Origin of the sequence: Bradyrhizobium prioriisuperbiae (assembly GCF_032397745.1) — a bacterium.
Taxonomy (GTDB): domain Bacteria; phylum Pseudomonadota; class Alphaproteobacteria; order Rhizobiales; family Xanthobacteraceae; genus Bradyrhizobium_A; species Bradyrhizobium_A prioriisuperbiae.
In genome coordinates this window covers 4,812,080-4,838,964 of sequence record NZ_CP135921.1, presented here as the reverse complement: position 1 = coordinate 4,838,964, position 26,885 = coordinate 4,812,080, and the positions used below count along the sequence as shown (strand labels likewise).

General features: G+C 63.6%; 27 protein-coding genes and 1 pseudogene. 16 read left to right on the top strand and 12 right to left on the bottom strand.

The window, feature by feature from the left end; translation table 11 throughout:
• Positions 1-93: 93 nt before the first annotated feature.
• The 4 genes from RS897_RS22780 to RS897_RS22765 all read left to right on the top strand — a co-directional run bounded on the left by RS897_RS22780 (position 94) and on the right by RS897_RS22765 (position 2,786).
• On the top strand, positions 94-1,023 hold the full coding sequence (locus RS897_RS22780) for a quinone oxidoreductase family protein (protein WP_315830985.1): 930 nt from the start codon (positions 94-96) through the stop codon (positions 1,021-1,023).
• Between the two features lie 94 nt (positions 1,024-1,117).
• Entirely contained in the window at positions 1,118-1,288 is a 171-nt protein-coding gene (locus RS897_RS22775) for a DUF1328 domain-containing protein (RefSeq protein ID WP_315830984.1), read from the top strand.
• A 617-nt stretch (positions 1,289-1,905) separates the two neighbouring features.
• Complete coding sequence (locus RS897_RS22770; RefSeq protein ID WP_315830983.1) at positions 1,906-2,322, top strand: hypothetical protein; 417 nt, start codon at positions 1,906-1,908, stop codon at positions 2,320-2,322.
• A 50-nt stretch (positions 2,323-2,372) separates the two neighbouring features.
• Positions 2,373-2,786 (top strand): hypothetical protein, encoded by a 414-nt coding sequence (locus tag RS897_RS22765; protein WP_315830982.1) that lies wholly within the window; start codon positions 2,373-2,375, stop codon positions 2,784-2,786.
• 20 nt (positions 2,787-2,806) lie between these two features.
• Here the strand turns inward: RS897_RS22765 and RS897_RS22760 are convergent, their stop codons facing one another.
• On the bottom strand, positions 2,807-3,664 hold the full coding sequence (locus RS897_RS22760; protein ID WP_315830981.1) for a LysR family transcriptional regulator: 858 nt from the start codon (positions 3,662-3,664) through the stop codon (positions 2,807-2,809).
• Positions 3,665-3,970: 306 nt separating this feature from the next.
• Between RS897_RS22760 and RS897_RS22755 the strand changes: the two genes are divergently transcribed.
• Positions 3,971-4,861: a DMT family transporter gene (locus tag RS897_RS22755; protein ID WP_315830980.1), complete on the top strand. Its 891-nt coding sequence runs from the start codon at positions 3,971-3,973 to the stop codon at positions 4,859-4,861.
• A gap of 200 nt (positions 4,862-5,061) precedes the next feature.
• Here RS897_RS22755 and RS897_RS22750 read toward each other — a convergent pair whose 3' ends face one another.
• Positions 5,062-5,274: a hypothetical protein gene (locus RS897_RS22750; RefSeq protein WP_315830979.1), complete on the bottom strand. Its 213-nt coding sequence runs from the start codon at positions 5,272-5,274 to the stop codon at positions 5,062-5,064.
• 231 nt (positions 5,275-5,505) lie between these two features.
• The gene (locus tag RS897_RS22745; RefSeq protein ID WP_315830978.1) at positions 5,506-5,931 is read right to left on the bottom strand and encodes a hypothetical protein; all 426 of its coding nucleotides are present in this window, start codon (positions 5,929-5,931) and stop codon (positions 5,506-5,508) included.
• A 409-nt stretch (positions 5,932-6,340) separates the two neighbouring features.
• On the opposite strand from RS897_RS22745, the gene RS897_RS22740 reads away from it, so the two are divergent.
• The 3 genes from RS897_RS22740 to RS897_RS22730 all read left to right on the top strand — a co-directional run bounded on the left by RS897_RS22740 (position 6,341) and on the right by RS897_RS22730 (position 11,745).
• Complete coding sequence (locus tag RS897_RS22740) at positions 6,341-6,775, top strand: winged helix-turn-helix transcriptional regulator (RefSeq protein WP_315830977.1); 435 nt, start codon at positions 6,341-6,343, stop codon at positions 6,773-6,775.
• A gap of 635 nt (positions 6,776-7,410) precedes the next feature.
• The gene (locus RS897_RS22735; protein WP_315830976.1) at positions 7,411-10,584 is read left to right on the top strand and encodes an efflux RND transporter permease subunit; all 3,174 of its coding nucleotides are present in this window, start codon (positions 7,411-7,413) and stop codon (positions 10,582-10,584) included.
• A gap of 15 nt (positions 10,585-10,599) precedes the next feature.
• Positions 10,600-11,745: an efflux RND transporter periplasmic adaptor subunit gene (locus RS897_RS22730; protein WP_315830975.1), complete on the top strand. Its 1,146-nt coding sequence runs from the start codon at positions 10,600-10,602 to the stop codon at positions 11,743-11,745.
• Between the two features lie 101 nt (positions 11,746-11,846).
• Here RS897_RS22730 and RS897_RS22725 read toward each other — a convergent pair whose 3' ends face one another.
• From RS897_RS22725 to RS897_RS22710, 4 genes are all read right to left on the bottom strand, one after another.
• A complete protein-coding gene (locus RS897_RS22725; protein WP_315830974.1) occupies positions 11,847-12,596 on the bottom strand; it encodes a class I SAM-dependent methyltransferase in 750 nt (249 codons plus the stop codon).
• A 157-nt stretch (positions 12,597-12,753) separates the two neighbouring features.
• A complete protein-coding gene (locus RS897_RS22720; protein WP_315830973.1) occupies positions 12,754-13,437 on the bottom strand; it encodes an RES family NAD+ phosphorylase in 684 nt (227 codons plus the stop codon).
• On the bottom strand, positions 13,434-13,871 hold the full coding sequence (locus RS897_RS22715) for an MbcA/ParS/Xre antitoxin family protein (RefSeq protein ID WP_315830972.1): 438 nt from the start codon (positions 13,869-13,871) through the stop codon (positions 13,434-13,436). The genes RS897_RS22720 and RS897_RS22715 overlap by 4 nt, the downstream gene beginning before the upstream one ends.
• A gap of 63 nt (positions 13,872-13,934) precedes the next feature.
• A complete protein-coding gene (locus RS897_RS22710; protein WP_315830971.1) occupies positions 13,935-16,814 on the bottom strand; it encodes a CHAT domain-containing protein in 2,880 nt (959 codons plus the stop codon).
• Between RS897_RS22710 and RS897_RS22705 the strand changes: the two genes are divergently transcribed.
• Positions 16,813-18,069 (top strand): S1C family serine protease, encoded by a 1,257-nt coding sequence (locus RS897_RS22705; protein WP_315830970.1) that lies wholly within the window; start codon positions 16,813-16,815, stop codon positions 18,067-18,069. The two genes, RS897_RS22710 and RS897_RS22705, sit on opposite strands and share 2 nt — an antisense overlap.
• A 163-nt stretch (positions 18,070-18,232) precedes the next feature.
• On the opposite strand, the gene RS897_RS22700 is transcribed toward RS897_RS22705, so the two are convergent.
• The 3 genes and pseudogenes from RS897_RS22700 to RS897_RS22690 all read right to left on the bottom strand — a co-directional run bounded on the left by RS897_RS22700 (position 18,233) and on the right by RS897_RS22690 (position 19,277).
• Entirely contained in the window at positions 18,233-18,382 is a 150-nt protein-coding gene (locus RS897_RS22700) for a hypothetical protein (protein WP_315830969.1), read from the bottom strand.
• A 96-nt stretch (positions 18,383-18,478) separates the two neighbouring features.
• Positions 18,479-18,850, bottom strand: a pseudogene (locus RS897_RS22695) (response regulator).
• A 136-nt stretch (positions 18,851-18,986) separates the two neighbouring features.
• Positions 18,987-19,277 carry a hypothetical protein gene (locus RS897_RS22690; RefSeq protein ID WP_315830968.1) on the bottom strand — a complete coding sequence of 97 codons (291 nt, stop codon included), beginning with the start codon at positions 19,275-19,277 and terminating at the stop codon, positions 18,987-18,989.
• Positions 19,278-19,413: 136 nt separating this feature from the next.
• Here RS897_RS22690 and RS897_RS22685 point away from each other — a divergent pair, with 136 nt between their 5' ends.
• A complete protein-coding gene (locus RS897_RS22685; protein ID WP_315830967.1) occupies positions 19,414-20,673 on the top strand; it encodes an MFS transporter in 1,260 nt (419 codons plus the stop codon).
• Positions 20,670-21,338: a TetR/AcrR family transcriptional regulator gene (locus tag RS897_RS22680; protein ID WP_315830966.1), complete on the top strand. Its 669-nt coding sequence runs from the start codon at positions 20,670-20,672 to the stop codon at positions 21,336-21,338. Before RS897_RS22685 ends, RS897_RS22680 begins: the two co-directional genes overlap by 4 nt.
• 28 nt (positions 21,339-21,366) lie before the next feature.
• On the opposite strand, the gene RS897_RS22675 is transcribed toward RS897_RS22680, so the two are convergent.
• Positions 21,367-21,783: a LysR substrate-binding domain-containing protein gene (locus tag RS897_RS22675; protein WP_315830965.1), complete on the bottom strand. Its 417-nt coding sequence runs from the start codon at positions 21,781-21,783 to the stop codon at positions 21,367-21,369.
• Here RS897_RS22675 and RS897_RS22670 point away from each other — a divergent pair.
• From RS897_RS22670 to RS897_RS22655, 4 genes are all read left to right on the top strand, one after another.
• Entirely contained in the window at positions 21,745-22,011 is a 267-nt protein-coding gene (locus tag RS897_RS22670) for a hypothetical protein (RefSeq protein ID WP_315830964.1), read from the top strand. The two genes, RS897_RS22675 and RS897_RS22670, sit on opposite strands and share 39 nt — an antisense overlap.
• A gap of 130 nt (positions 22,012-22,141) precedes the next feature.
• On the top strand, positions 22,142-22,945 hold the full coding sequence (locus tag RS897_RS22665; RefSeq protein ID WP_315830963.1) for a DUF169 domain-containing protein: 804 nt from the start codon (positions 22,142-22,144) through the stop codon (positions 22,943-22,945).
• A 118-nt stretch (positions 22,946-23,063) separates the two neighbouring features.
• Complete coding sequence (locus RS897_RS22660; protein WP_315830962.1) at positions 23,064-23,255, top strand: hypothetical protein; 192 nt, start codon at positions 23,064-23,066, stop codon at positions 23,253-23,255.
• A 529-nt stretch (positions 23,256-23,784) separates the two neighbouring features.
• Positions 23,785-24,966 carry a GAF domain-containing sensor histidine kinase gene (locus RS897_RS22655; RefSeq protein ID WP_315830961.1) on the top strand — a complete coding sequence of 394 codons (1,182 nt, stop codon included), beginning with the start codon at positions 23,785-23,787 and terminating at the stop codon, positions 24,964-24,966.
• Positions 24,967-24,970: 4 nt separating this feature from the next.
• Here RS897_RS22655 and RS897_RS22650 read toward each other — a convergent pair whose 3' ends face one another.
• Positions 24,971-25,783: an SDR family NAD(P)-dependent oxidoreductase gene (locus RS897_RS22650; RefSeq protein WP_315830960.1), complete on the bottom strand. Its 813-nt coding sequence runs from the start codon at positions 25,781-25,783 to the stop codon at positions 24,971-24,973.
• A 181-nt stretch (positions 25,784-25,964) separates the two neighbouring features.
• Here RS897_RS22650 and RS897_RS22645 point away from each other — a divergent pair, with 181 nt between their 5' ends.
• A complete protein-coding gene (locus RS897_RS22645) occupies positions 25,965-26,858 on the top strand; it encodes a GntR family transcriptional regulator (RefSeq protein WP_315830959.1) in 894 nt (297 codons plus the stop codon).
• Positions 26,859-26,885: the final 27 nt, after the last annotated feature.

Below are 26,885 nucleotides of genomic sequence, written 5' to 3'. Positions count from 1 at the left end.
CCTCCATATATGTGTATTATGCACATATATGAGAGAACCGAAAGGGACATCGTCATGAAAGCCGCGATCGTTTTGCAAACCGGGTTATCGCCCGTGTACGGAGATTTCGCCGAGCCGGTGGCCACGTCGGGCGAGAGTCGTATCGCCGTCACCGCCGCCGCCATCAGCCATGTGGTCAAGAGCCGGGCCTCGGGCACGCACTACAGCTCCTCGGGCCGGCTTCCCTTCGTGGTCGGCATCGATGGCGTGGGACGATGCGAAAACGGACGCCGGGTGTATTTCCTGATGCCGAACGCGCCGTATGGCAGCATGGCAGAGCGAACCGTGGTGCCGTCGGTGCGCTGCCTGCCGCTGCCCGATGACCTCGACGACATCACCGCCGCAGCCATCGCCAATCCCGGCCTATCGTCCTGGGCCGCCTTCACGGAGCGGGCCCGGCTCAAAGCCGGCGAAACCGTGCTGGTCAATGGCGCCACGGGAACGTCGGGCCGCCTGGCCGTGCAGATCGCCAAATATCTCGGGGCCAAAAAAGTGATCGCCACCGGCCGCAACGCCGAGGCCCTCGCATCGCTCGCGGCCCTTGGCGCCGACGTGACGATCCCCCTCAGTGGCGACGAGACCGCGCTCGAGGACAGCTTCAGGCAGCAGTTCGCCGCGGGCGTCGATGTCGTCATCGACTATCTCTGGGGACCGAGCGCGGAGCGCCTGCTGATTGCCGCCGCCAAGGCCGGCGCCGATGCCGTGCCCATCCGCTTCGTTCAGGTCGGCGCCGCAAGCGGATCCGACATCACGCTGCCGGGCGCGGCGCTTCGCGCATCGGCGATCACGCTGATGGGCAGCGGTCTCGGCAGCGTGCCGCCCGATCGCCTGATCCACTGCGTCGCCGCCGTGCTGCAGGCGACCGTGCCCGGCGGATTCAAGATCGCAGCCACGCCGGTGCCGTTGTCGGACGTCGAACGTGCCTGGCCCGCGGACGACAGCACCCGGCGCACCGTCTTGACCATGACTGCGGGATCGGCTTGAGACGTCGCCTCGTCGTCGCGACCGCGCTCCAGCATGGAACCTTGGCCTGCGTGAATTGTTGCTCTCCCGCCTTGTGACGGACTGGAGACGGACGATGACGATATTGAAATGGGCCCTCATTTTCCTGGTGGTGTCGATCATTGCCGGACTGCTCGGCTTCACCGGCGTGTCGGTGGTGTCGGCCGACATCGCGCGTTTCCTCTTCTATGTATTCGCCGCGATCTTCATCGTGCTGCTGCTGGGACTGACCATCTTCAGGGCCTAGTGTCCCGAATCCGAAGTTCGCATCACTCAACCGCATCTTCGGAGCGAACTTCGGATTCGATAAGGACACTAGCAAATATATGATTCTAGTGTGGTCTTTGGTTCAGAAGTTCGCTCGAAGGACTCGCGGCAACGGTGGAGCGAACTTCTGAACCACCACACTAGAGCGGGATGAGGCATGGTTCGATCAACGTAATCCGTCATCCTGAGGTGGCCGTGCGTAGCGCGGCCCTCGAAGGACGACGGCCAATGCTTAGATAGAATCGGCCTGTCCATCCTTCGAGGCTTGCCCAGCGGCGCAAGAGCGCCGCAGGGCTCGCACCTCAGGATGACGGAGTTGGTTCAACATGAAATTCATCCCTGAGAAATTCATCTCCGAGAGTGGCCGCCACGGCCGCTCTCCCCAATAAGTTTTATTGCCAGCAGCAACGACGTTAGGCTCAATGCGGGCCAAATCTCCCGGAATCGGGAGGGCCGGCCCGGGCGCGTGGCACCCGCCTGCACTTCGGTTTTTGCCTCGGTTTCTTGCCTCGGTTTGTTGCCTCGGTTGCTTATTGAGATCGCTGTCGTTACGGGTACCTCGTGCTGAAATCCCTGCTCGCCTGCGCCGGACTCTGTGTGCTTGCCGTCTCGATGCCGGCTTGGGCGGACGCGCAAAAGCTGTCGCAAATGCCGGATCCGCGCGGCGAGTTCATCCGGCTGTGCGCGCCGTTCATGGTTCAGCGCTATATGCACCCGGAAAGCATCTGCGACTGCCTGCAGGCCCAAATTCGCGATACCCTCCGCGACACAACCGGCGACATGGAGATGGTCGACGCTGTGCTCTACGGAATCACCGAGCGCGGCGTGCCCACCATCTTTGGCTCGCTGCTGCCATCAGCCAAGCGCCCGCTGATCGATCAGGTGATGTCGGCAGTGGCGGAGCCGACCATGGCCTGCATGTTCGGCAATGCCGATGCCGCGCGGCAGCTCCGCGTTATCCCCAAGGACGGCACACCCGGGCGGCCGGCACCCGAGATCGACCTGTCGCCTTGACCTTTCCGTTCCCTGAACGGCACTGTGACTGAGGGATGGGACATCGCACCATGAGACTGCGCGCGACCACGGCCCGTTTTGCCTGCCGCAGCCTGATGGTCGCGATCGTCCTTCTCGCTGCCGGCCCCGCCCCCGCATCGGCCGAGATGTCGCGGGAGACATCGATCAGCGCCGGCTCGTTTTTTGCGGCCGCCGCGGTGTGCGAGCAGCACGACCAGATCACCAAGGGCCAGGTGGAGCCGATGCTGAAGCAGATCGACCAGCACCTCTCGCGCAACAACCGCCGCTGGATCAGCGAAGGCTACCAGCGCGGCAAGACTTACGCCGCCATCTATGTGCCGGAGACCAAGAGCTGGACCCCCTCCACCGCCGACGACACCGAATGCCAGCGCATCCAGGCCGTGCTCGACGAGTACAAGGCGATCCTGACGCCGCCAGCGGCCAAGGAGCCGGCCCGGAAATAAGCCGACATTCAAGGAACGCTTCATCCACGCAAGTTCGCGACCAGATGATCGGCGAGCAGCGACGCGGGCTTTGACAGATTGGACGCCCGATGCAGGCGGATGTCGGCCTCCGGCAATCGCGGCAGACTGTCAGGCTGGCGCGGGGATAGCGCACGCAGCCGCGCCGGGAAGGTGCCGGATTTCAATACGGTGATCGCGAGCCCTTGCGCCGCGATCGATTCCACCGCCGCCGAACTGTGGCTGACAAAGGCAAGGCGCCAGGGCCGCTTGGCTTTATCCAGCGCCTCCATCGCCCACTGGCGAAACAGGCAGCCCTTGGGATAGAGCGCCACCGGCAGCGGATCGATGGTCTCGACGAGATGCGCAGGGCTAGCCGCCCACAGCGGCCGCTCGCGGCACAGGAACACGCCATCGCCGCGGCCCTTCGGGTGCATCGCGATCACGAGGTCGAAGACCTTGCCGAGCCGCCCGGTCATATTGCCGGTGAGGCCGGTTTCCATCTCCACATGGATGCGCGGATAACCGCCGATGAAGCTTGCGAGCAGCGGCGGCACCACCACCGCGCCGTAGTCGTCCATCACGCCGAGCCGCACCCGGCCCTCGATCCGGTGCGCGTGCAGCCGCCCGACCGCCTCCTCGTTCAGCACCAGCATGCGCCGCGCATACCCCAGCAGGCCCTCGCCCGCCACGGTGAGATCGACCTGCACCCTGGTGCGCGCCAGCAGCTCCGCGCCGAGGCGATCTTCCAGGCGCTTGATCTGCATGCTCACCGCCGACTGGGTGCGATTGAGCGTCGCCGCCGCGCGGGTGAACGAACGCTGGTCGGCGACCGCGACAAAAGCCTTCAGCAGATCGAGGTCCAGTACCGGGAACGTCATCACGATCCTTGATAAGAACTATCAGATAAATTCCATTTCCTGATTATCCATCTGTACTACGGTTCGCACAAGCTCGAATGGCGGATGAGTTCTGCTGCGTCATATGCAAACTATCTCCTCATCCTGAGGAGGCGCGAAGCGCCGTCTCGAAGGACGAGGCCACTGGTGCCGCAACTCGGGGCCTCATGGTTCGAGACGCGCGTGCCGCGCTCCTCACCATGAGGAGATATGACGCCGTGCGCAGCTTAATCCACCATTCGGCACCCATAACGGCGGGTTCGCCTTACGCGAAGGGCGGGGCAATTGATGACTGAAATCTGGGGCGTGCTGGCGGCGGTGGCGTCGAGCGCGCTGGGCGGAACATCTGTCGCGGCCACCCGCTATGTGGTGGGCGCCTGCGACCCGCTGGTGCTCGGCGCCTTCCGGTTCGGCATCGGCTTCATCCTGCTGCTGCCGATCGCACTGGTGCGCGGCGAACAACCACCGCCGCCCCGTGACTGGCTGGGCATCGCGGGGCTCGGGCTGCTGTTCTTCGGCCTGTTTCCGGTGCTGTTCAACGCCTCGCTGCTGTTCACCACCTCGGCCCGCGGTGCGCTCGCGCTGTCGACGCTGCCGCTGCTCACCATGGTGGCCGGCGCGCTGCTGCGGATCGAGCCGCTGACCGGCCGCAAGACCATCGGCGTGTTGCTCGCGACATGCGGCGTCGCAGTCGCGCTGGTGTCCGACATTGCCTCGGCGCCGGCCGGGGCCTGGCGCGGCGATCTCCTGATGGTCGGCGCCGCGCTGTGCATGGCGCTCTATAATGTCTGGTCGAAACCCTTCATCCGGCGCGCGGGCGCGATTGCCTTCACCATCATGGGCATGGCGGCCGGCTCCTGCGTCCTGATGACGATCTCGCTGGCCCGCGGCGGCTTTGCGCCTGTGATGAATTTCGACACGGCGCAATGGCTGGCGATCGGCTATCTCGGCCTGTTCGGCAGCGCCATCACGTTCTTTCTATGGGCCTTCGCGCTGGCCCACACCACACCGACCCGGGTGGCCATCTCAGTCACCGTCAATCCGATCACCGCCGCGATGGTGGGCGCGCTGCTGCTGACCGAGCCGATCCGCTGGAATCTGGCGCTGGGTCTTGTCACGGTGTTCGCCGGAATATGGATTGCGACCACGGCAGGGCGATCGCTTGCTGTCGCGCGATAACCAAAGCGTTTTCAAGCAAAGTGCCCCCGGTTTGCGTGAAGAAAACGCGTCAAAACAAAAAATCGATCCGACAACCGCGCACTGCTGTCTTGGTTCCCACCATAAAAAAGCGGCCCGCGCGCGCAGGCCGCTTTTCAGCGATTCTCTTTATGTTGTTTGCTTTAGGATATCGCTGCTAACCGAAAGTCTGCAGGTACCGGTTACCCGACATTCGCGGTCAGCCTGGTCCACGCCAGGCGAATCCTGTCGCTCACCCGGCCCCACTCGTGCGCCGCCACATCCCAGTTGACGATCTGGGCCTGCTGCGCGGTCGCAGGTCCGTTCGCGACCGTCGAGGTCGCCGTCGTGTCGTGCATGTAAACCACCGCAATCGTGAGCAGACAGCCCAGGATCATCCCGAACAAGGTTCGCATCGTTTTCCCTCCGCATGCCGCATCGCAGCTTCGGTTCGGCAATGCCGACATCCCCGATTTTGTTCCACGTGGAACATCACGCCTGCTTGTTCCAACCAACATTTCGATTTGTTGCGATCTGTTGTCGCTCGCGCCGCTCGGATCGAACGCGCGAGCTGGAAGCGCGAACGAGGTCGGTGCCAGACGCTAACGATGCAGCTGAAACGATGAGCTCCGTTCCCGATTGGGGATCTACTCGTCGCTGTCGGGATCCTGCTCGGCGGGCCGCGCCGGAAGCGGTGCTGCAGCCGGTGCCGGCGGCGGCCCGCGCATCACTTTCGGCTGCGCCGTGCGCTGGGATTTGCCGGCGACGGTGGTGCGCTCAGCCGGCTTCTCGGCCTGCTGCACGCTGGCTTCGGCGTCGAACACCGCACGGCAGCCGCCGCTCAGCGAGGTCATGTTCTGGCGCAGGCACACCACGATGCGATCGGCGTCGGGGATCTGGCTGCCGCAGAGTCGGAACACGTCGGGCGTGCAAGCCAGTTGTTGCGCCTCGGTGCCGCGATTGTCGCCGGCATGGGCGGTGGAGGTGCCGGACAGGCCGTAGATGAATCCGGAGGTGACTGTGGTCAGCGTGATCATGGACAGAATGCTGAACACGTTGATGCGGTTGTGCATGGGTTCCGACCTTCCTGCTCGTTCGCTACAGTTTGGCTACATGTCCCCGATACGCGTCCCCGAAAGTGTGTCCCCGAAAATCGTCTCCGATACGCCCGCGCGGCATTCGATATCGATCGCCCCTGCGCGCAACGACCGAATGCTCGCCGCCGCACTCCACCCAGGCAAGCCCAAAAGGTGGGCAGATCGAGGGCATCGACGGCAGGCTGGCGGCATCGCCGATCAAGAACACCTTAGCGGCAAGAGAGTTTCCGGAAGGGTCGCGGGAATGCACTGTGGATCAACACAGCGAGAGCAACCGTGGGTCGCTGTGCAATGCCGCCGATTCGCGCTTTACCTCACGGGGAACCGGGCTCATAAAATGGGCCGGCACGCCAAAACGTCGAGACAGACAGGTGACATCAGGCGCATGACGTCGGCGAAATCCACATCTCTCTCCGCCCGGCAAAACGGCTGCCTCGCCGATCTCGAAGCAACGCTGAAATGCATCGAGGGACGCTGGAAACTCGTGATCCTCTCCCGTCTCTGCGAGGGCGCCGTGCTGCGCTTCTCCCAACTCGAACGCGCCATCCCGAACGTGTCGCAGAAGATGCTGATCCAGCAATTGCGCGACCTGGAGCGCGACGGCATCGTTGAGCGCATCGTGCATCCGCAGATTCCACCGAAGGTCGAATACACCATGACCGCCGCCGGCAAGGCCCTGGGACCGGTGTTCCAGGCATTGCTGGACTGGGCCGCGCTGCGCAAGCGGAGCAGCGGTGCGCGCAAACGCCCGGCGATGGCGGTCAACCAGGCTCGCCTGCGCAAACAGTCGCCGCGCGCCGGCAAAACGAAACGCGGCTAGTCCATCCCGCGACCCGCGTCTCCCGCATGGAAGATGCGAATGCCAATGCAATTTTGCATTTGATCCAAATTGCGTTTGACGCGCGGCCCGGCGGGTGGATGGTGTTTCCGCTGGCGCGCGCCCGGCGCGTTTGCGCTGCCTTGCGCAGGAAAGTTTCAAAACGGCGCACAGAAACAGCATTTCCTGTCGATCGAATCGAGGTGAGTGCACTCACCACGTCCGTGCCGAAATGCCGCCGCACTTCGGGCCGATCAATGGCGATATCTTGAGGATTAGTTGCAGTCGGGACTTTTCTTGGAACCGCAAATACTGTATCAGGACAAGAGCATACAAAAAGTATGATACCCACCAAAAAGTAAGTATGGCGGGATCATGGGGACCATCACTATCTAAGGCTGCAATATCTAAGGCCGTAATCGAGGCCGCGATGAAACTCCGGCGACGGCGCAACCACGTCGCGCAAACGACCCGCCGGACCGCATCTCACCGCCTCGCAACCAAGAACGACGACGCTCCGCGGGACTGATTGAACGCTGCTTCGCGGCAACTCCCGCCGCTTCGCAGCGGAGCGCGCGCCGACGATATCTGAATCAAGACGACGTCTGAATCAAATGCTCGGGTGGATCCAGTAAGCCATGGTGAATTTCTTTATCCAACGTCCGATCTTCGCATCGGCGATCGCGGTCATCATGGTTCTGGCCGGAGGCATCTGCTACTTCCTGCTGCCGGTGTCGCAATTCCCCGACATCACCCCGCCGCAGGTGGTGGTGAGTGCGAACTATCCCGGCGCCAGCGCCCAGGTGGTCGCCGACACGGTGACGACGCCGCTCGAGCAGCAGATCAACGGCGTGCAGGGCATGGCCTATATGTCGTCGACCAGTTCGAACGACGGCTCCTCCACCATCACCATCACGTTTGATGTCGGCTACTCCCTGGATATCGCCGCGGTCGACGTGCAGAACCGCGTTTCCCAGGCTGCTCCGGTGCTGCCGGCGATCGTCAATCAGGCCGGCGTCATCATCAAGAAGCAGAACCCGAACTTCGTGCTGATCGTCAATCTGATCTCGCCCGACAAGTCGGTCGACGAGATCGGGCTCTCCAACTACGCCTATCTGCAGATCCAAGATCCGCTGAAGCGGATTCCCGGCGTCGGCGACGTGCAGATCTTCGGCGAGCGGCGCTATTCGATGCGGGTCTGGCTCGATCCGGACAAGCTCGCCAATCTCGGCATCACCGCGGTCGACGTGCAGCAGGCCATTGCCGAGCAGAACGTGCAGGTCGCCGCCGGCAAGATCGGCCAGTCGCCCTCGCCGCCCGGCACGGCGTTCGAGCTGCAGGTCAACGCGCTGGGGCGCCTGAACGACCCCGAACAATTCAAGGATATCGTGGTGCGTGCCGATCCGCGCGACGGCTCGGTGGTGCGGCTGCGCGACGTCGCCCGGGTCGAGCTCGGTGCTCTCTTGTATTCCTCGACCACGTTCTCCGGCGACAAGCCGACGGTCGTGCTCGGCGTGTTCCAGATGGCGGGATCGAACGCGCTGGACCTGCAGCACAACGTCACCAAGAAGATGGAGGAGCTGTCCAAACGCTTCCCCAAGGGCATCGCCTACGAGATGAAGTACGACACTACGCGGTTCGTCTCGGCCGCGATGAAGGACGTGCTGGTCACGCTCGGCGAAGCGCTGGTGCTGGTCGTGCTGGTGGTGTTCATCTTCCTGCAGAACTGGCGCACCACCATCATCCCGACCATCGCCATTCCGGTGTCGCTGATCGCCACCCTGGTGGTGATGAAGATGCTGGGCTTCTCGCTCAACATGCTCAGCCTTCTGGGCATGGTGCTGGCGATCGGCCTTGTGGTCGACGACGCCATCGTGGTGGTGGAGAACGTCGAGCGGCAATTGGAGGCCGGCCTCAAGCCGCTCGCCGCCGCCCGCAAGGCGATGGAGGAAGTCACTGGTCCGATCATCGCCACCACCGCGGTGCTGATGGCGGTGTTCATCCCGGTGGCCTTCATCCCCGGCGTCTCCGGCCGCCTTTATAACCAGTTCGCGCTGACGGTCGCGATCTCAGTCGGCATCTCCGCGTTCAACTCGTTAACACTGAGCCCCGCGCTGAGTGCCGCCTTCCTGCGCCACCGGCCACCGATGAACTTCGTGCTGTTCCGCTGGTTCAACAGCGGCTTCAACTGGCTGTCGCACAAATATTCCGACTGCATCCGTTCGCTGGTGCGCTGGCGCTGGGCCATGTTTGCCCTGTTCATTGCCGGCGGTGTCGCGGCTTATGTGATGTCGCTGCGGGTGCCCTCGGCGTTCCTGCCGGTGGAAGACCAGGGCTACTTCTTCGTGGTGATCCAGCTGCCGGACGGCTCGTCGCTCGAGCGTACCGACGCGGTCGCCGCCAAGGTGAAGGAAAAGCTGATGCAGGAGGCCGGCGTCTCCCACGTCATCTCGGTCAGCGGCTTCAACTTCCTCACCAATGCGGCGCAGTCCAACGCAGCGGTCGAGTTCGCCATCCTGGCACCGTGGGAAGAGCGAAACGCCCACACCAGCGCCAGCAAGATCGTGGAATCGGTGCGGCCCAAACTGCTGCAGATGCCGGAGGCGTTCGTGCTCAGTTTCGAGCCGCCCTCGATCCCGGGCCTCGGCACCACCGGTGGTTTCGAATTCCAGATCCAGGACCTCAACAACCACGGCGCGGTGGCGATCAACGAAGCAACGCAAGCGCTGATTGCGGAAGCCCGCAAGCAGCCGGAGCTCGACGCTCACCAGCTGTTCTCGTCGTTCTCGACCTCGACCCCGCAATACGTCTACGACCTCGACCGCAGCAAGGCGAAGCTGTTGGGCCTCAATCTGCCTGACGTCTTCAACACGCTGCAGATCTATCTGGGCTCGCTCTACGTCAACGACTTCAACCTGTTCGGCCGCACCTTCCGCGTCACCCTGCAGGCCGACAAGGATGCGCGGTCGTCCTCGACCGATATCTCCAGGCTCTATGTGCGCAACTCGGCCGGCGGCATGATCCCGCTGAACACGCTGGGCACACTGAAGCCGATCGTCGGCCCGGAGACGGTGACGCACTACAACAACTACGGCTCCGCGCTGATCAATGGCGGTCCGGCACCGGGCTTCAGCTCGGGACAGGCGGTCGCGGCCATGGAGCGTGCGGCGGCAGCCGCGCTGCCGCGGGATTTCGGTTATGAATGGACCGGCATCACGCTGCAGGAACAGAAGGCCGGCTCGGTCGCAACCATCGTGTTCGCGCTCGCTCTGGTGTTCGTGTTCCTGATCCTGGCGGCGCAATACGAGAGCTGGGCAATGCCGTTCATGGTGCTGCTCGCGGTGCCGCTGGCGTTGTTCGGCGCGCTGGCCGCACTCTGGCTGCGCGGTATGCAGACCGATGTCTACTCGCAGATCGGCTTCGTGATGCTGATCGGCCTCGCTGCCAAGAACGCGATTCTGATCGTCGAGTTCGCCAGGCGCCGGCGCGAGGAAGGCCTTGGCGTGGTGGAGGCGGCGATGGAAGCCGGACGGCTGCGGCTACGCCCGATCCTGATGACGGCGTTCGCCTTCATCCTCGGCGTGGTGCCGCTGATGATCGCGACTGGCGCAGGTGCGGCGAGCCGGCAATCGATCGGCACCACGGTGTTCGGCGGCATGCTGGCGGCGACAATCCTGACGCTGCTGTTCGTGCCGGTGTTCTATGCAGTGATTGAACAGATCCGGGAGCGCGCGCTGCACATCGACGATGCGGCGCCGGCGCACGGCCCGGCGCAAGATCATGCCCAGGCCAAGCCTGAGGCAGCGGAATAAAGGGAGATTGGTGGGATGCGCGGTTGGAAATTGGCCCTCGGCGGCGTGGTTGCGGTAGCAGCCATCGCCGTCACCTATGTGATGACAAAGCACGGCGTTCAGCTCGGTGAAAATCATGCCGGCGCGGCAAGCCCCGGCGGCTTCGCCATGCCGGTACCGGCGACCAAGGTGGTGAAAAAGACAATCCCGATCTACAGGGAATACACGGCGCGGACGGAATCGATCCGCAACGTCACCCTGCAGGCGCGCGTCGCCGGCTATGTGCAGGCGCAGCCGGCCGCCGACGGCGCCGACGTCAAGGAAGGCGACCTGCTCTACCAGATCGATCCGCGCGACTACCAGGCGGCACTTGATCAGGCCAAGGCCCAGGCGCAGCGCGACGAGGCGGCGCTGGATTATGCGCAGTCGAACTACAGCCGCGGCTCGGATCTGGCCAAGACCGGCTTCCTCTCCAAGGACAGCTATGACCAGCGCGCCAGCACCCTGCACCAGGCGGAAGCGGCGCTGACCTCGGACAAGGCGGCGATCCGCACCGCCGAGCTCAATCTGAGCTACACCCAGATCCGCGCGCCGTTCAACGGCCGGCTCGGCCGCAACCAGGCCCCGGTCGGCACGCTGATGAACGTCGCGGGCGCGGCGCTCAACACGCTGGTGCAGCTCGATCCGATCTACGTCACCTTCAATCCGAGCGAGAGCGATCTCGTCGACATCCAGAAGGCGCGCGCAGCCGGCAAGATCAAGACCGAGTTGCTGCTGCCGGGCGACAAGGAGCCGCGTTACCATGGCGAGCTCACCTTCCTGGACAACACGGTGGACCGCTCGACCGGCACCATCACCGCGCGCGCCACCGTCGGCAATCCGGACTTCTCGCTGCTGCCGGGACAATACGCCCGCATCCGCCTGAAGCTCGGTGAACAGCCGGACGCGCTGCTGGTGCCGCAGATCGCGCTGGGCTCGAGCCAGCTCGGCAAGTACGTCTATGTGATCGGCGAAGGCAACAAGGTCGACCAGCGCATCGTCTCGGTGGGCCCGACCGAGGGAGAGTTCGTCACCATCACCAAGGGCGTGGCCGAAGGCGACCAGATCATCACCGGCAACCTGCAGAAGATCGGCCCCGGCGCCGCAGTACAGCCGCTGCCGGAGAAGAAGGCGGGGACGTGAGCGCTTAGCGTCGGCCCATTATTGTCCTGAGAAGTTACTCCGAAGCATGACGTCATGGCCGGGCTTGTGTCCCGGCCATGACGCAGCATGCAGGGCGAACGTCAGCGCCCCCGCAGAATTCCGCTGAGGCGGCTCGCGTCCCAGACGCCGATGATGCGGCGGGAAAACACCGCGGAGTCGTCGATCACGATGTCCGGCGGCGGAAATTTCAGCGGCCTCGCCTCCACATTCAGCAGGCGAAAATCACCGGTCGGAATGTCGGAATTGAAAGTCGTCAGACGGTCGCTGGTCGTGATCAGATACGATCGCTTCTTGGACAGGACGTTTCTGAGAAGCTTCCGGATGTCGACGAACGACAGGTGAAACAGCACCTCGCGGCATAACACGACATCGGCGTCCGGAAGCTCGTCGACGGTCGCATCGCCGTTGCGGAATTCTCGGCCGGGCTGCCCGTAGAGCCTGGCGTTGGTCTCGATGACGGACCCGACCACGTCGATTCCGATGTAGCGCTGTCCGATGCTCACATGCTGCATCCAGGAGAAATCGCCGCAGCCGACATCGAGCAGCGTCTTGGCGTTGAGATCGTTCAGCAGCGACGGGAGAGCCTCGCGAAGTGCGACCGTCGCTGCAACGGATGATCCTGCGCCTGAGCCCGGCGTCGCTTCATGCCAGCCCTGCTGCCAGACGCCGGTATCGTAGATCGCCTCGAAGCGGGACTTCAGGTCGGCGCCGTTGAGGTGCTCCGACGCCCGGCCTCTCCAGGCTCGAAACCGGGTAATGATGTCGTAGGAGCCCGTCTTGTAGATTAGATGCCGAACCATCTCTCGCGCGGCGGTCCTTGCCACGTTCATTGTACCGCTCCTGCTTCGAGAAAGGCTCGTTCGAGGAAGGCAGCCCCATCCTTGCGGTCAGCGTAGCACGGCGATGCGACAAACCAACACAGGCTGAAACTTTACAAGGTTTTGCACGTATCGCCGCAGCATCATGATGCTACCGTATGCGCCAGCATTAAACCGCCAAAACCTCCGGCAGGCCTCGCCCGTCCCACACAAAGCGATACGTCGGGCCCTTGCGCACATTCATCACCAGCGCCGGGCGGAAGCAGGCAATGCAGGTACCGCGCGCATGGCGGACACTGGGATAGACGATGCCGAGCGAGCCCGCATCGAACAGGCGCAGTGCCAGATCCTGCGAGGCGAGGTAGCTGTCCGGAGCGAGGCAGGCCTCAATCTCTGAGGACTCGGCGCCACAGATGTCGTGGAATTGTGCGCTGAAGTCGGCGAGGTAATCGTCGTAGGTCACCTCTTCCTCGAACCAGTCCACCTCTGCAAGCTCGATCGCTTTGTGATAGGCGATCTCCGCTTGCGAGGTTTCTACCGCGAACGCCGCATACCAGGCGCCGCGATCCGGCCCGTTGAAGCGGCTGCCCTGCGGGTGGGCGTGGCAGAACGCGGCGTTGACGATGCGAAAATACGGCACGCCGAACACCAGTTCATCGATGCCGATGCCGGGCAGCAGGTTGTTCTCGGCAATGAGGCGATCGTTGGTGGCGTTGTCGAGATCGAAGATGTCGGCGAGATGCGCATCGTCATCCGCGATGCGCGTCAACACGCTGTCGCCGCCCTCGCTGTATTTCGAGGGGATCAGGCGGTGGGTGTCGTTGCGGCGGACGAGCGTAGTCGGCGGGATCACGCCCCGCCCCGCCGCGCATCGAGCAGCCGGCGCACCGTCTGCATTGCCGGCAAGCCGCCCCGGATCATGAAGCCGAGCGGCGTCTGGCCGCCGAAGATGCGGTTGCTGTTCGGCCGCTGCACCCAGGCGTCCGCGAGCTTCTCGGAATAAAGGATGTTCAGCGCCTTGAAGATGCCGACCAGATACGAGGCCCGCGTCAGCGCATCGGCATCCAGGGTGCGCTCCGGCTTCTTCTTCATCTCGTAGAACGGCCCGTTGGAGATGCCGCCGAGCAGCGCACGCGCATCCTCGTCACGCACCTTCCACGTCGCCATGATATTGAGGAACGCCTTGATGGCCGACGGGCTCAGCCGCTCGCGCTCGCTCTTGGAGGCGAGATCCGGAAGCGGCGACGGCTCGTAGCGAGACGTCGGATAGTGGGGCGCGAGGGACATGCTATTCTCCGATACAGGAGCATAATAACTCCGATTTCGGATAATTCAAGATAGAGCGCTCGGTTATTGCCGGCCAGGCAGCGTGTCCCCATACCCCATTACCACAAACGGAGCCCAGAACCGCGGATGCTGGTGCGCCCGGTCCGCGTGCGCCAGATAACCGCGCGTGGCCTCCGCCAACGCACGCGACGCACTTTTGGCGGGCTGCCGCTGCCAGGCCTGGAAGAAACCGGTCATCAGATCGCGGGCGGTACCGGACTCCACCGGCCACAGCGCCGCCAGCAACGCCGGCACGCCCGCAACCGAGAACGCCGCCTGCAGATCGTTGACGCCGAGACTGGCGGCAGCGGTGTCGATCTTGGCCGTATTGCAGGCCGACAACACCACCAGCCGCGCATTGAGCGCGAGATGTGTGATCTCGGACGTCGACAGCAAGCCGTCGTCGGAAGTGTTGACCGAATCCTTCGGCGTCAGCACCAGCGCCGGTTCGGTCAATCCGTCGACCTCATCCTTCAGCAAGCCATGGGTTGCGAAGTGAATCACGTCGTAGGCGCCCAGGTCTTTCGAGCGGAACGCCTGCTCAGTCGCCGCCTGCCCGGTCAGCACCTCCTGCGCATCGACACCGAGCAACGTTCGCACCGCGGACAACTCCTCCGCGGTCTCGGGCAGCGGCGGCAGATCCTGGAGGCGGTTTTGCGAGGCGTCGCGAAACACCGTCTGGCCGGCTGCGGCAACCGTGGTCGCCGCCGGCGGTGGTGCAAGATCGGGATCGCCAATGCCGAAATAGGGCCGCGGCGCCTGCTGATGGGCAACGGCGCGCTTGAGCCCGAGCAGATGGCGCGCCGAGACCGTTACCGAGAAGCTATAGTCATTGCCGAGCCAGCGGGCCGCCTTGAGATCGTAGCCATCGCCGCGCCGCGGCGGCACCTCCGCAAGCAGCGCCGCCAGCGGAATGCCGGCCATATCAAGCGGCAGCGCGACGTTCACATGTGCGCCCTTGGTCATGCAGCGATCGAGGCCCTCGAACAAGTGTCGTCCGAGACGCACCGCCGCGATCGCCGGAAATTGCGCATCCCGTTCATCGTCGGCCGCATCGTCTGCGGTCAGCGCCAAACGCAAGAGCTTGGTATCTACGGTAAGCTGCTGAAGCTCCATGGGGCCAAATGAATTCACACTCGTCGTCTTCGAGACACACAGCCGGCCAATCCCGCGCAAGGTCGGCAGATAGGTTACGAAGACCTCATTGTCACCGAGCGCGTCCTGGACCTGTTTCACGCTGGGAAGACCGCTCGTCGCTGCATAATCGGAGCGGGCAGCGAGTTCGTCTCTTAACCGCACGAATGATCCACGCAATTCAGCATACTGCCGCAGAACGGCACCCAGATCACGCGGCTGCCCTTCCAGCAGCGCCTTGATCTGCAGCAGTTCGAAGTTCCGCTTCTCGGCCAGCCCCAACTGATACGAGCGCGCGGCATCGCGCGCCTGGTCCGTCCGTTGGGCACCAAGCAGCAGTGCGAAGTCGCTGAGTTGATGGCGCAGCGTCCGCAGCACCATCTCACTGCCTTGCAGCATAAGGTCATGCTGGGCGCTGTCGGAGACGGCACCAGCAGCGCCAACCATGATTGTGTCGATGACCGACGGCAGCTGGAAGCCCTCGGAGCGCGCGCGTAGCGCCGCATCGAAATTATCGATCCGGCCTTGGGCGGCCCGCCGCAACAAAACCGCCCCCTCGCCTTTCGACTGCAACATCGCCAGCAGCCCGCGCGCAAAATCGCGATACGATTCAGCATCACGCGCCTCGGTTTCGCTCAACGACCATCGTTGTGGAAACTGCTGCTCGAAAATCGGCGTCCACGGTATCGCGCCGCTTCCGTTGTCCACACGCGAGAGCATCAGAACGTCGGAGGTGGCGAAATAGAGCTCTCGGATGGTGTCGAACGAGCCGCGCCTGATGATATCCTTCTTGCCAGGCTGCAACGGATGCTGTGCGTGAACCTGACGTGCGGCATCGCCTTGCGATTCCATTGCCAGCATCAGTGATCTCAGGCCGTTGTCGACAGCAAGCCGGCTCATTCGCGTGTCGTCGTTGATATCGAGACGCGCGTTCAGCAGCTCGGCCTCGGCGAGGTTCGTTTCCGCGCTCTTGTAGCGCAAGGTCATCGCGGAGAGCTGGCCCACAAGGTCGATATATTTGATCCGGTACGGATCCTCGCGCCCAAGCCTTCGGCCCAGATGAGGGTAAGTTATCGACACCAGCGATTGAGCTCCGACAAGATCCTGCTGTGAGATCATGCTATCCAGCAGATCGACGAGAATCCTGCTGATGCCATATCCGTCGAGCGGACTCATCTGCAGCAACGCCAGAACCGCCACCGAAGTCATATCTTCAACCATTCGGTGTTGCCCGTGCCGGAGCAGGAAGCGAGCTGCAGCAAGGTAACCGAGCGCTGTGGCCATGGGATGAGTGGCGGCGTTGAAGGCCGGCAGGCTGGTCTTCAGCAGCGGGATCATTTCGGCCGGATTGTTGCGCCAGGCACCGATCGCTACGAGCGACGCCAGGATGTCGGGCGTTAATGATTTGAGCGACGCGTCGGACTCGGCCCCCTTCAGCGCTTCATCGACCGCCGCGAGCACGCAGACATCATCATAGGCCACGTTGCAGATCTCAGCGAGGTCTCGCAGCAGGTAGGTCTTCGCGGCCTTGTCCCCCGTCTCGTTGACAAATTGTCGCAGATCGCGTGCCGCCTCGCGCACCGCACCGCGATGAAATTTCTGCGCCACAGCGGTCTTGCGCGCCTCGAAATCAGACCCGGCGGCAACCATGGCTGAAGAATTGTTTTGGGCCTTGCCCACAACCGGAGCAAGTATCAAAATGAGCCCCAACAACAGGCTGCCGGCCTTGCCCGCAAGGCTGCGCCGCATCACAAAGGGGACATGCACCATGGGCAACGTTACTCGCGGAGGCACGATCTGGTCGGACCGGACTTGCCGTGTCGGGGCAGCCACAAGCTTTGCACTTCTGTCTCTCGCCCTGCTGGCGTCCCCGGCACAGGCCCAGGATGGCGCGAATTATATCGACAAGTCCATGCCCGCGCCTACGGCGAATGCGGCGCCCCTCAACGAAAAGGCCTCTCCCGATATCGTGGATCTGGGCGGCCTGGCAGGCGGCACGCTGAAAAAGGTGCTGGCCAGCCCGATCGAGGACCGCGGGTCATTGACCTTGCGTGGCAAGCACGACGCCGACATCTACCGTGCCGTGTCACCTCAAGTGGTGCTGGTCCTCGCCGATACGCCTGAGGGGACCATGAGCGGATCCGGCAGCTATCTCGGCAACAACCGGATCTTGACCAATTTTCACGTCATTAAAGGCGCCAACAAGGTCGGCGTGATCTTCAAGCCCAAAACCGAGGGCGATCAGCCGGACATCAAGACGGTGCGCATCGCGCGGGTGCTCAAGACCGACCCGACGGTCGACCTGGCGCTGTTGCAATTCTCGGACGCTCCGCCGGATCTGAAATCGATCGCCATGGCGAGCGAGGCGGACATACAGGTCGGAGCCGACGTCCATGCCATCGGCCACCCGATCGGCCAGACCTGGACCTACACCAAGGGCATCATCAGCCAGTATCGCCGGGACTATGAGTGGAAGGGCGGTGACAAGGACATCCTGCACAAGGCGAACGTGATCCAGACCCAGACACCGATCAGCCCCGGCAATTCAGGTGGCCCGCTGCTGACGGACGACGGCAAACTGCTCGGGGTCAATTCATTCCAGAAGACCCAGGGCGAGAATCTCAACTTCGCCGTATCGATACTCGACGTGCAGAAATTCCTCAGCTTGCCCGATTCGCCACCGCCGCAGGCCAGCAAGAAACCCTGCGAGATGGTCAAGCTGTATGAGGGGCGTGAGCAGAAAAACACCGCGCAACTTGTGCAATACGACACCACGTGCCGCGGCAAGGCCGACTTCTCGCTGGTCAAACCCGATGACACGAGCCAGCCGATTTACATCCTGATCGACGACAACGGCGACGGCCGCCCCGATATCCGCATCGAAGATCGCGATCGCGACGGCCGCTGGGACATCTCCTATCACGACGTCGACTTCGACGGCGTCGTCGATCTCGTCGGCTTTCACCCCGACGGCAAGATCACGCCGACACGGTTCGTCAAATACTCCGTGATGGCCAAGTATTGATAAGTGTTGAGGCGACAGCGTCAGGAATGAGCGTAACCCGGCGACCGCCATCTCGGTGGCTCGCCGCTGGTCGTATTCAGAGCATCCGTGCTAGTACCCGGAATCATAGCCAAGTGACACGAGCAAACACTGTACGTGCCCACCGATTCTGAATCACGTTTGATCAAAAGTGGGTACTAGTAGCGCCGATCTGAAGTCCCTGCACCACTTGCCGCAAATATGCATCCGAACCGGCGAAGCCGCCGAGATTGCCGATGGAATTGATCAGCGCGATGCCGCCGGACGTGCGCAGCACGGCCCTCGGAGGATGCACGGCCGATTCTTCTTAAGCATTGGCCGTCGTCCTTCGAGGGCCGCTACGCGGCCACCTCAGGATGACGGATAACCGATCCGGTTCTTTCATCATGCTCTAATGCAGCGACTTCTCCGCCTCCCGCAGCACATCCAGCGGCGTCCAGGGCTTGGCCATGAACGATGTGCCGTCGGGCAAACGCCGCACCCGCGGCGCCCCCGAGGTCACGATCACGTTGAGATTCGGAAATCGTTGCTTGGCGAGATAGGCGAGTTCGATGCCGACCATTCGTCCCGCAAGATCGACGTCGGTGAACAGCAGCGCAAGGCAACCGCCGGTTCACTCCAGCACGATGACGGCCGCCTCCGCGCTCTCGCACTGGATCACGTGCATGTCGCTTTCCTCCAGCAGCACGCTGAGGAGATCACGTTGGGTCTGGTCGTCCTCGACGATCAGGGCGACCGGCCGGATGGGTTCCATCTGTCCCATGATTGCCTCCATGCGCGTGGTGTGCTCGCAGGGCCAATGCATGAGGATGGAATGGGTTCAGCGGAAAGTGATCCCTGCACAGCATTTGTGCGGAGCGAATCACATCGGGGGCGAAGCGTCTCGCCCTATCGCCAGATCAACCATGCCACCGGCGCGGCAAACACGCGAGCGTCGCTGCTGCAAGCAGCATGCGGCCCAGACGGTGAAGCAGCGGAAGCTGTGACGGGTCGCGGTCGGGCAAACGCTGCAACCAGCTCCGAAACCGGCCAAGCAGCCGATCCAGCGCCCAGGCTTCGCTGAACAACCGTCCGAGCAGCGCACCGATGAAGTCCGCAATGACAGAACCCAATCCGAGATCAAAGAGACCTTTCGAATAAAATAAGTTCCTTGTCGCCCACTTAAAGCCATTCCAGCCTCTTGCCGGCATCTACACGCGATCGCGACTTGACCACTGACCGACGGTCAGTCATAGACGGCCATCGCCCGCAACGGGCTCACACACGTGCCATCCCCCATGGTGGCCTCGCGGACGCCCCACGCCCGCGAGCGGAGTTCTGTCGTTCATGCCGTCGCCTGCATCAGCCGCATCGCCTGTCGCCGTCTCTGAAGATCCCCCCGCCGGCGTTGGCGCGCTGCTGCGCCACCGCCCATTCCTGTTTTTCTTCGCCACCCGCAGCCTCTCGCGATTTGCCTCGCAAATCGCCTCCGTCGCGATCGGCTGGCAGGTCTATGCCCTGACCGGCAGCGCGTTCTATCTCGGGCTCGCGGGGCTGACCCAGTTCCTGCCGACCGCGCTGCTGGTGTTTGTCGCCGGTCACGCCGCCGATCGTTATGACCGCAAGCGCGTGATGCAGCTCTGCCAGATCGCCGAAGGCACGACTGCGATGTGCCTTGCGGTGGCGAGTTATGAAGGCTGGCTGACGGTGCCGATGATCTTTGCGGCGCTCGCCATCTTCGGCACCTGCGGCGCGTTCGAAAGTCCGGCGTCGGCGGCGCTGTTGTCCGGCGTCGCACCGGAGGGCCGGCTGCAGCAGGCGACGGCAGTGTCGACCGCCGGCGCCCAGGTCGCGACCATCACCGGCCCGGCGCTGGGCGGCATCTTCTACGCGATTTCACCTGGACTGCCTTACGCCACCATGGCGGCCTTCTGGCTGGTCGCCGCCGGCCTGACTGGCGCGATCTGGATCGCACGCGCGATCGAGGCGAAGGAGCCACCGACGCTGAACGCGCTGTTCGACGGCGTGCGCTTCGTGCGCAGCAATCCGACCATTCTCGGCACCATCTCGCTCGACCTGTTCGCGGTGCTGCTGGGCGGCGCCACGGCGCTGTTGCCGATCTACGCCCGCGATATCCTGCACACCGGGCCATGGGGTCTCGGCGTGTTGCGCGGCGCGCCCGCGGTCGGCGCGCTGCTGATGACATTCGTGCTGGCCCGCTACACCATCCGGCGCCGCGTCGGCATGCGCATGTTCCAGGCGGTGATCGCGTTCGGGCTCGCCACCATCGTGTTCGCGCTGTCGCACTGGCTGTGGCTATCGCTGCTCGCGCTCGCCGCCATGGGCGCGGCCGACACCGTCAGCGTGGTGATCCGCTTCTCGCTGGTGCAGCTCGCCACGCCCGACGAGATGCGCGGCCGGGTCGGCGCGGTGAACTTCCTGTTCATCAACGCCTCCAACCAGCTCGGCGATTTCGAAAGCGGCATGGTCGCGGCCCTGCTTGGCGCCATGCCGGCGGCGCTGATCGGCGGCGTCGGCACGGTGCTGATCGCGTTGCTGTGGATGAAGCTGTTCCCATCACTGCGCCATGTGGAGCGACTGGAATGATCCCGCGCGCCAATTCCAATGCCAAGTCGGCTGCCAAACCCGCCAAATTGTCGCGCGGGAAGCAAGCATCGAAGCCGCGCACCCGTCCGCCGCAGGAGCGGCTCGACGAACTGATGACCGCGGCGCAACAGCTTTTTCTTGAACACGGCGTCGCCAACACCACCGTGGAGCAGATCACCACGCGCGCCGGCGTCGCCAAGGGCACCTTCTATCTCTACTTCCCGTCCAAGGAGGACGTGCTGATAGCGCTGGGCGAACGTTTCGCCCACGATCATCTCGCGCGCATTACGCAAGCGCTGGCAAAACTGGGTCCGGACAATTTCGAAGGCCGCCTCGCCTGCTGGGCCCGCACCGGGGTCACCACCTATCTCGACGGCGTCAAGCTGCACGACATGCTGTTTCACGAGGCACGCAAGCCGACCCGGCAGGGCCTGGTGGACAACATCGTGATCGATCATCTCGGCGCCCTGCTCGCCGCCGGCAATGCGGCAAAGGCGTGGACGGTCGACGACCCGCATCTCACCGCGGTGTTCCTGTTCAGCGGCGTGCACGGCATGGTCGACGACGCCATCCTGGCGTCAAAACACAAGCCGATCCCCCGCAATGCACTGATCGCGAAGGCGCTGGAGGCGTGTTTCCGGGCGGTGGCGCTGCCGCCGGGGTAAACGCCGGGATGCTAGAGGCCTCTCGCAATCACCTCACTGCCTCGCCCTGATTGCTGAAAGTGTCACGCAGCCAGCCGCGGAAAGCGACAAAGCCCGGCTCGTCCTTGCGGAATGGCTGGTAGACGAGAAACCACGCCCGCCCTTTCGGCACCGCCAGCGGAAACGGCGCCACCAGCCGTCCCGCCGCGATATCGTCCTCGACATAGGGCCGCAGCGCGATCGCGACGCCGACGCCGTCGAGCGCGGCCTGCAGGGCCATCGCATAATTGTCGAAGCGCGGCCCGAGCGCGCGTCCGCGCAGGTCGACACCGGCGGCGGTGAGCCAGAGCGGCCAGTCCTCCGGCCAGTGCACCACCTGCAGCAGCGTTTCCTTCGCAAGCTTCGCTCCGGGATCGGCCGCAAGGACATGGTCGCGACCAAGGCCGCGATCCAGACCATCGGCCACACGGTGAAGCTCATCTATTTCGGGCAGATGCTGACGGCCGGCGGCGGACAGGTCGCCTCCGCGGCCATCCTTCTCGCCGTGACGCTGGCGCTGCTCGGCACCCAGTTGTCGCGCCACGTGCTCGACGCCATCAGCGACGCAGCCTTCCGGCTATGGTCGCGGCGGCTGATCGCGGCGGTGGCGACGGTCAGCCTGGTGCAGGGACTGCGCCTGCAATTCGGCGGCTGACAACGACGCCGGCGCCAAACACTGGATATCCCTGCACGCAATGAAACGAGCGGAGACGGTGCAGCCATGCGCTTGACCCGCGATAGGCCCCTCCCTACGCTTGCTGAAAATCGCCGGGAGCACGAACGCCATGTCACAACAACAATCCCAACAGGATAAGGCGCCGCCGCAAACGTTCGACCTTGCGGCCCTGGTCAACGAGTTGAATGCGCTGCTGCGGCTGAAGACCACCGTGATCGGCATGAAGCTGTTCGCCCGTGCCGACGAGATGGCGGCGATCCCCAAAATTCGACGGCCGTCCGCAGTGCACACCACCGACCAGATCGTCAGTATGGCGTCACGGCTGGGATGGACCGTCGGCATCACCGCAAGCGACCTGGTGGGCGCGCAGTGCCGCGCGGTGATCGGCCTGACGCCGCAGGACGAGCAATGGCTGTCGGGCCAATCCTATGTCGGCGTCTGGCACGAGACCGCGGAGGATGCGCGCGCACGGCAGGAAGCGTTGTGCGTGGTGCCGCACGGGCGTTACGAAGCACTGGCGGTGAGCCCGCTCGCCAGCGGCCGGCTCAATCCGCCGGACATTTGCCTCGTCTATGCCACACCGGGGCAGATGATCATCCTGATCAACGGCCTGCAGTATTCGGGCTACAAGAAATTCGAATGGGGAGTGGTCGGCGAAACCGCCTGCGCCGATTCCTGGGGCCGCGCCCTGGCGACCGGCGAGCCCAGCCTGTCGCTGCCGTGTTATGCGGAGCGGCGTTATGGCGGGGTGCCCGACGAAGAAATGCTGATGGCGCTAAAACCCGCGGATCTGCAGAAGGCCATCACCGGCATGAAGGCGCTGGCGAAGAACGGGCTGCGTTATCCGATCGCGCCTTATGGCATTCAGAGCGACGTGCGCGCCGGCATGGGCGTCTCTTACGCAAAGACCTAACATCGGCATCGCCGCACGGGAACATTGGCGGTGTCTCACCCAGGTTCCACCCCGCGGTTCCCTCGGAACAAAACCGCGCATCATGCGTTGTTATGATCCATGAGAGGGAATGCAAAGCATGGATACTGTTGTTGAAACTGCCGTCACGCGCATCGTCGATACCTACAGCATGATGTTCTCAGCCGCAGAGGCGGAACAGCGTCGCGACGAGGTGACGAAGTATGTCGACCGGCTGTTTTGGACCGGCCAGGAAGACACCAATCGCCTGGTGGTCGAAGGCCTGACATACCTGCGCCAACGGTATCACTGACGATCATCTAACAACGACGTGCGAACACCGACGCTTGCATCCGTGCGGGTGTGGCGTCGGCGTGAGCCGAACGAGCTGAAACGTGCACACATTTCATGATGTGGTCGCGCGTTTTGGCTTGACTCTTTTGTTCTTGTTTTGTTCTAATGCGCTCTCGGCTCTGCAATGCGAACAGCCGCGAGCCTGCCGATACACGACACAACGGTTCTTCGAATAACCGGACGCAGTCAGGTCCGCTCCATCAGATCGCATCACGTGACCGTCGCGCGCTCTGGCTCGTGCGCGCGCCCGGCACTCTCTGTTGTTTTCTGCCCTCTGTTGTTTTCTGTCGCGTCACTCCCAGGCCGCAAGTTTGCCCCTCGAACTTGGACCTGCGCCCCGCCTCTCCCCCCCGGGAGGCGGGGCTTTTTCGTTTGCGATTCACCAAACAAGCGGCCGCGCCTCGGTTCTTGTGAAACCAAATCGCTTGCCGGTGCTTATCAATCCATTGCATATGCAGATCGATTTTGGGGCAGGCGGGCGGAGTCAAATGGCGAGTGATTTCCAGGCGGATATCGACGCCATCGACCGCATCCCGGCAATTCCCGCAATCCTTGAAGTGATCTGCCGCACCACCGGAATGGGCTTCGCCGCGGTGGCCCGCGTCACTGAGGCGCGCTGGATATGCTGCGCCGTGCGCGACGAGATCGCGTTCGGACTTGTCCCCGGCGGCGAATTGAAGGTCGAGACCACCATCTGCAACGAGATCCGCCAAAGCCTGCAAGCCGTGGTGATCAACGAGGTGGCGCGCGACGATGTGTTTCGCGGACACCCGACGCCGGCGCAGTACGGCTTCCAGAGCTATCTCTCGATGCCGATTTTGCTGCCGGACGGGCGGATGTTCGGCACGCTGTGTGCGATCGATCCGCGGCCGGCGCGCCTCAACACGCCGGCGGTCCTCGGCATGTTCAGGCTGTTTGCCGAGCTCATCGCGTTTCATCTCGATGCGCATGCCCGCGTCGCGCTCAGCGAAGCCCGCCTGACCGACGAGCGCAAGCTCGCCGAACTGCGCGAGCAATTCGTCGCGGTGCTCGGCCACGACCTACGCAATCCCCTCGCCTCGATCGCCGCCGGCATCCAGTTGCTGCGCAAGCGACCGGACCCCGCGGTCTATGCCATGATGGACAGCAGCGTGGAGCGGATGTCCGGACTGATCGACAATGTGATGGACATGGCGCGCGGTCGGCTTGGCGGCGGTCTCCTGCTGTTCCGCACGCCCCTGCAGATGGCGTCGGTGATCAGCCAGGTGGTGTCGGAACTGCAGAGCGCATTTCCCGAACGCCTGATCGATGTCAGCTTCGTGCTGCCGCAGGCGGTCGAGGCCGATCGCGGCCGCATCGCGCAGCTGCTGTCGAACCTGCTCGGCAACGCACTCGCTTATGGTGACGCCGACAAACCGGTGCACGTCCGCGCCGCGATGGATGCGACCGACCTGACGCTATCAGTGGCGAATGCCGGCAAGCCGATTCCGCCGGATGCCATGACCCGGCTGTTCCAGCCATTCACCCGCGGCAGCGCCGAGGGACACAAGCCGGGACTTGGACTGGGACTCTATATCGCCTCGGAAATCGCCAGGGCGCATGACGGCCGGATCGACGTCGCGTCGACATCCGAGGAAACCCGCTTCACCTTCACCATGCCGCTGACCGAGCGCAAGGAGCTCGCGGCTTAGCCGCTCACGCCGGCCGCGTCAGCTGGGTCAGCCCGGTCGGCGGGCCGTCGATGCCGGTCCAGCCGCCGTCCACGAACAGCGTGCTGCCGCTGACATAACTCGCCGCATCCGAGGCGAGATAGGCGACGGCCGTCGCCACCTCGTCCGCGTGGCTCCAGCGGTTGAACACGGTATGCGCGGCATAGAGCTTGTGCAGCTCCGGCCGCTGCTTGAACGGCGCGGTCAGCGCAGTCTCGGCTATGCTCGGTGCAATGGCGTTGACGCGCACGCCGAACGGCCCGACTTCCGACGCGAAGCCTTTGACCAGGAGTCCGATCGCGGCCTTGGTCGATCCGTAAACGCCGAGCCCGGGCTCGATGGTCACCGCACGCACCGACGAGCAGGCGATCAGGCTGCCGCGACCCTGCTTGACCATTACGCCGCCGAACGCCTGGAAGAAATACACCGTGCCCTTGACGTTGAGATTGAGCACCCGATCGAGATCCTCCTCGGTGTAATCGAGAATGGTCTTGCGGATGTTGAGGCCCGGTGTCGTCACCGCAATGTCGAGCCGCGCAAAGCGCTGCATCGCCGCGTCCTTCAGCGCCATCACCGACGCGCGGTCAGCGGCGTCGCAGGCCGCCGATGTCGCCGCACCTCCACTCGCGCGAATGCCTTCGGCTGTCACCTCCGCCGCGTCGCGCGAGAGATCGGCGCACAGCACTTCGGCGCCGAGGCCGGCCAACGCTTCGGCGGAGGATTTGCCGATGCCTGAGGCCGCGCCCAGGACCACCGCGGTCTTGCCGGTGAGGTCGAACAGTTTGCGATAATCGGTCATGAGCGGTTTTCCTCGGATTGTGCAACGCAAGATAACGCAGCATTTCTGGTGGGTATCTTCAGTCGAAATGTGCGTTTCGGGATTGCGGAAACAATTCTTATATTAATATACTAGTTGAACGCACCGCTCGCCATGCCTCGTTTTATCAAGCCCCGTTTAGCTATCGGATCCGGCACGCGCCATGAAACGGCCGACGACATCGCGAAAGCTGTCCACCCGCAAGGCCAAGCCGCGCCGGGCGACGCAGGCGTTGCCGGCGTCACCGACGGGCCCGCGCAGCCGCAGCCCGGTCGTCGACAAGCTGACCTCCAACGGCGGCCGTGCCGGCAAGTCGCGCAGCAAACGCGCCGGCCCGCTGTCGGCCACGATCTATGCCGATTTGCGCCAGCAACTGGTCTCGCTGCAGCGCCTGCCGGATGAGCCGGTGTCGGAGAGCGAAATCGCCGAAGCTTATGGTGTCAGCCGCACACCGGTGCGCGAAGCCATTTTGAAGCTTGCCGACGAAGGCCTGCTGGATATTTTCCCGCAATCGGGAATCTTCGTCTCGCGGATTCCGGTTGCGGAGCTGCCCGAAGCCATCCTGATCCGCCGCGCGCTGGAAGAGACCACCGCGCGGATCGCAGCAACCCAGGCCACCGCCAGTCAGTTGCTGGCGCTGCAATCGGTGCTGCAAAGCCAGCGCGAGGCCGAGGCCGCCGACGATCACGATGCATTTCATCTCGCCGACGAAGCGTTTCACGCGACCATCGCCGAGGTGGCCGGTTATCCCGGCATCTGGACGCTGATCCAGCAGGTCAAAGTCCATGTCGACCGTTACCGGCGGCTGACCCTGCCACAGCCCGGCCGCATCACCCGCGCTATCGCCGAGCACGAAACCATCCTGGCGGCGATCTCGGCCCATGACCCGGTGCGGGCCGTTGCCGCCATCACCGATCATCTGGAGCGGCTGCTCGCCGACATTTCCGCAACCCAGCAACTCAACCCTGATCTGTTCGAGATCAGCGAGGGCGAAGCCGGCACAGACCGGCGCGCCACCGACCACCAAAAACAACGCGGCCGGAAACAAAAGCCGTGACTACAAAAATCATGAATGAACGGGAGG

Bases quoted from the DNA above. Each gene is read 5' to 3' on its own strand.
- RS897_RS22760 (WP_315830981.1), bottom strand. From the start codon at position 3,664: ATGACGTTCCCGGTACTGGACCTCGATCTGCTGAAGGCTTTTGTCGCG.
- RS897_RS22685 (WP_315830967.1), top strand. From the start codon at position 19,414: ATGCCGTCGCCTGCATCAGCCGCATCGCCTGTCGCCGTCTCTGAAGAT.
- RS897_RS22725 (WP_315830974.1), bottom strand. From the start codon at position 12,596: ATGAACGTGGCAAGGACCGCCGCGCGAGAGATGGTTCGGCATCTAATC.
- RS897_RS22650 (WP_315830960.1), bottom strand. From the start codon at position 25,783: ATGACCGATTATCGCAAACTGTTCGACCTCACCGGCAAGACCGCGGTG.
- RS897_RS22750 (WP_315830979.1), bottom strand. From the start codon at position 5,274: ATGCGAACCTTGTTCGGGATGATCCTGGGCTGTCTGCTCACGATTGCG.
- RS897_RS22655 (WP_315830961.1), top strand. From the start codon at position 23,785: ATGGCGAGTGATTTCCAGGCGGATATCGACGCCATCGACCGCATCCCG.
- RS897_RS22680 (WP_315830966.1), top strand. From the start codon at position 20,670: ATGATCCCGCGCGCCAATTCCAATGCCAAGTCGGCTGCCAAACCCGCC.
- RS897_RS22705 (WP_315830970.1), top strand. From the start codon at position 16,813: ATGGGCAACGTTACTCGCGGAGGCACGATCTGGTCGGACCGGACTTGC.
- RS897_RS22740 (WP_315830977.1), top strand. From the start codon at position 6,341: ATGACGTCGGCGAAATCCACATCTCTCTCCGCCCGGCAAAACGGCTGC.
- RS897_RS22755 (WP_315830980.1), top strand. From the start codon at position 3,971: ATGACTGAAATCTGGGGCGTGCTGGCGGCGGTGGCGTCGAGCGCGCTG.
- RS897_RS22710 (WP_315830971.1), bottom strand. From the start codon at position 16,814: ATGGTGCATGTCCCCTTTGTGATGCGGCGCAGCCTTGCGGGCAAGGCC.
- RS897_RS22715 (WP_315830972.1), bottom strand. From the start codon at position 13,871: ATGTCCCTCGCGCCCCACTATCCGACGTCTCGCTACGAGCCGTCGCCG.
- RS897_RS22765 (WP_315830982.1), top strand. From the start codon at position 2,373: ATGAGACTGCGCGCGACCACGGCCCGTTTTGCCTGCCGCAGCCTGATG.
- RS897_RS22775 (WP_315830984.1), top strand. From the start codon at position 1,118: ATGACGATATTGAAATGGGCCCTCATTTTCCTGGTGGTGTCGATCATT.
- RS897_RS22735 (WP_315830976.1), top strand. From the start codon at position 7,411: ATGGTGAATTTCTTTATCCAACGTCCGATCTTCGCATCGGCGATCGCG.
- RS897_RS22645 (WP_315830959.1), top strand. From the start codon at position 25,965: ATGAAACGGCCGACGACATCGCGAAAGCTGTCCACCCGCAAGGCCAAG.
- RS897_RS22745 (WP_315830978.1), bottom strand. From the start codon at position 5,931: ATGCACAACCGCATCAACGTGTTCAGCATTCTGTCCATGATCACGCTG.
- RS897_RS22670 (WP_315830964.1), top strand. From the start codon at position 21,745: ATGGTCGCGACCAAGGCCGCGATCCAGACCATCGGCCACACGGTGAAG.
- RS897_RS22730 (WP_315830975.1), top strand. From the start codon at position 10,600: ATGCGCGGTTGGAAATTGGCCCTCGGCGGCGTGGTTGCGGTAGCAGCC.
- RS897_RS22690 (WP_315830968.1), bottom strand. From the start codon at position 19,277: ATGCCGGCAAGAGGCTGGAATGGCTTTAAGTGGGCGACAAGGAACTTA.
- RS897_RS22665 (WP_315830963.1), top strand. From the start codon at position 22,142: ATGTCACAACAACAATCCCAACAGGATAAGGCGCCGCCGCAAACGTTC.
- RS897_RS22660 (WP_315830962.1), top strand. From the start codon at position 23,064: ATGGATACTGTTGTTGAAACTGCCGTCACGCGCATCGTCGATACCTAC.